The organism is Roseateles sp. P5_B10, assembly GCF_056400485.1.
This window is the reverse complement of record NZ_JBFULE010001056.1, coordinates 1-1,541: the sequence shown is the minus strand read 5'-3', so window position 1 is coordinate 1,541 and position 1,541 is coordinate 1. Positions and strand designations below refer to the sequence as shown.

Sequence of the window (1,541 nt, the reverse complement as noted above, 5' to 3'; positions counted from 1 at the left end):
GCATGGTGTTGCGCGAAGGCGCGCTCGAACAGGGCCTTTTTGCTCTGGATCTCTGGGTTGGCGTCCAGCACCAGCAGCTTGGCGCGCGGCTTGGCGCGACGCAGATACGAGGCGATCAGGCAGGCCCGCTCATAGGGCCCTGGCGGGCAGCGATAAGGCGCCTTGGGAATACTCATCAGCACGACACCGCCATCGGGCAGGGCTTGCAGCTGGCGGCGCAGCGCCAGCGTCTGGGCGCCGGCCTTCCAGGCATGCACGGCACGGCCGCTGTCGAAGGCGGCGGCGAGGCCGGGCACGGCGTCGTTCATGAAGTCGATGCCGGGCGACAGGATCAAGCGGTCCCAGCCCAGGGTGCCGCGGTCGGCCAGCTGCAGGGTCCTGGCCGCGGGGTCGATGCCCACGACCTCGCCGCGCAGGCGCTTGACGCCCTGCGCTTCCAGCCCGGCATAGCCGTGGCTGATGCTGAGCGGGTCCCGCACGCCACCGATGACGAGGTTGGACATCGGACAGGAGATGAAGCCCTCGTTGCGCTCGACTAGCGTCACCTCGACCGCCGCGCCACCCCAGAGCTTCAGATAGCGGGCAGCGGTCGCGCCGCCAAAGCCACCGCCCACGACGACGACTCGGGCCACCGGGCCTGATGGCGTCGCGCAACCCGCCAGCGTCAGGCCACCGGCCGCGATCAATTGGCGCCGCGCAATCATGGCTTGGCCTGCGCGGCGAAGTAGGCGGCGACCAGGCGCAGCTGCTCCTCGGTATAGCCCTTGACGATCTGCGGCATGACGGTGCCGGCTTGCCGCCCGCTGCGGTAGTCGGCGAGCAGCTCCAGCATCACGTCGGCCTTCATGCCGGCCAGCGGCGGTATCGCCTGGTTGCGTGGTCGGCCGTTGTTGGCATGGCAGTTGGCACAGGTGGCCGCAAGGCTGCGGCCGACATTGAGGTCTTGCGCCAGCGCCGGGGCGCAGAGCAACAGCAGCAACCAAGCCTTCATTCACAACTCCTCAGAGTTTGTGCGAGCGGTCTCCGCGACTGAATCCGAGCGCATCGAAAGTACCGCTCAGCGGCGCGAAGCCGATCACCTTGAACAGCTCGCCCATCTCATGCTCGGCCAGCAGGCGGTGGGCCATGGCGCGCTCGCCCAGGCTCGCCCCGTGCAGCAGATCGGCGATACCGCAGTTGAGCAGGAAATTGGCCTGGCTGGTGTAGCCCAGCACGACAAGGCCGGCGTCCTGGCCGGCCAGCGCAATGCCGGTGAAGTTGACGTGGGCCGTGATGTCCTTGTCGCCCACGGCCACCAGCGGATCGGCATCGGCGAGGTGGCCCTGATGGCACATCAGCGTGCCGCCGTGGCGCTGCGGGTGGTAGTACTCGGCTTCGGGGAAGCCGTAGTCGATGAAGAAGGCGGCGCCGCGTTTCAAGGTCCGGGCGAGGGTCGCAACGAAGGCCTCGCTCTGCGGGTGGATCTCGGTGACGGTGCCCGGCACCATGCCCGCCTCCAGCGGCGGGCGCAACATGCTGGCACGGTCTTCAAAGGCAAAGCC

Annotated in this window: 3 protein-coding genes; all 3 read right to left on the bottom strand. The window is 68.5% G+C overall.

Annotation, left to right across the window (positions count from 1 at the left end):
• Nucleotides 1-704, bottom strand: a 704-nt coding sequence (locus AC1DU6_RS30740) for an FAD-dependent oxidoreductase (RefSeq protein ID WP_477861883.1), incomplete at its 3' end; no start/stop codon positions are given.
• On the bottom strand, nt 701-991 hold the full coding sequence (locus tag AC1DU6_RS30735) for a c-type cytochrome (protein WP_457322966.1): 291 nt from the start codon (nt 989-991) through the stop codon (nt 701-703). The genes AC1DU6_RS30735 and AC1DU6_RS30740, both read right to left, overlap by 4 nt.
• A gap of 10 nt (nt 992-1,001) precedes the next feature.
• Nucleotides 1,002-1,541: SAM-dependent methyltransferase (locus tag AC1DU6_RS30730; protein ID WP_477861881.1), on the bottom strand; the 540-nt coding region annotated here is incomplete at its 5' end.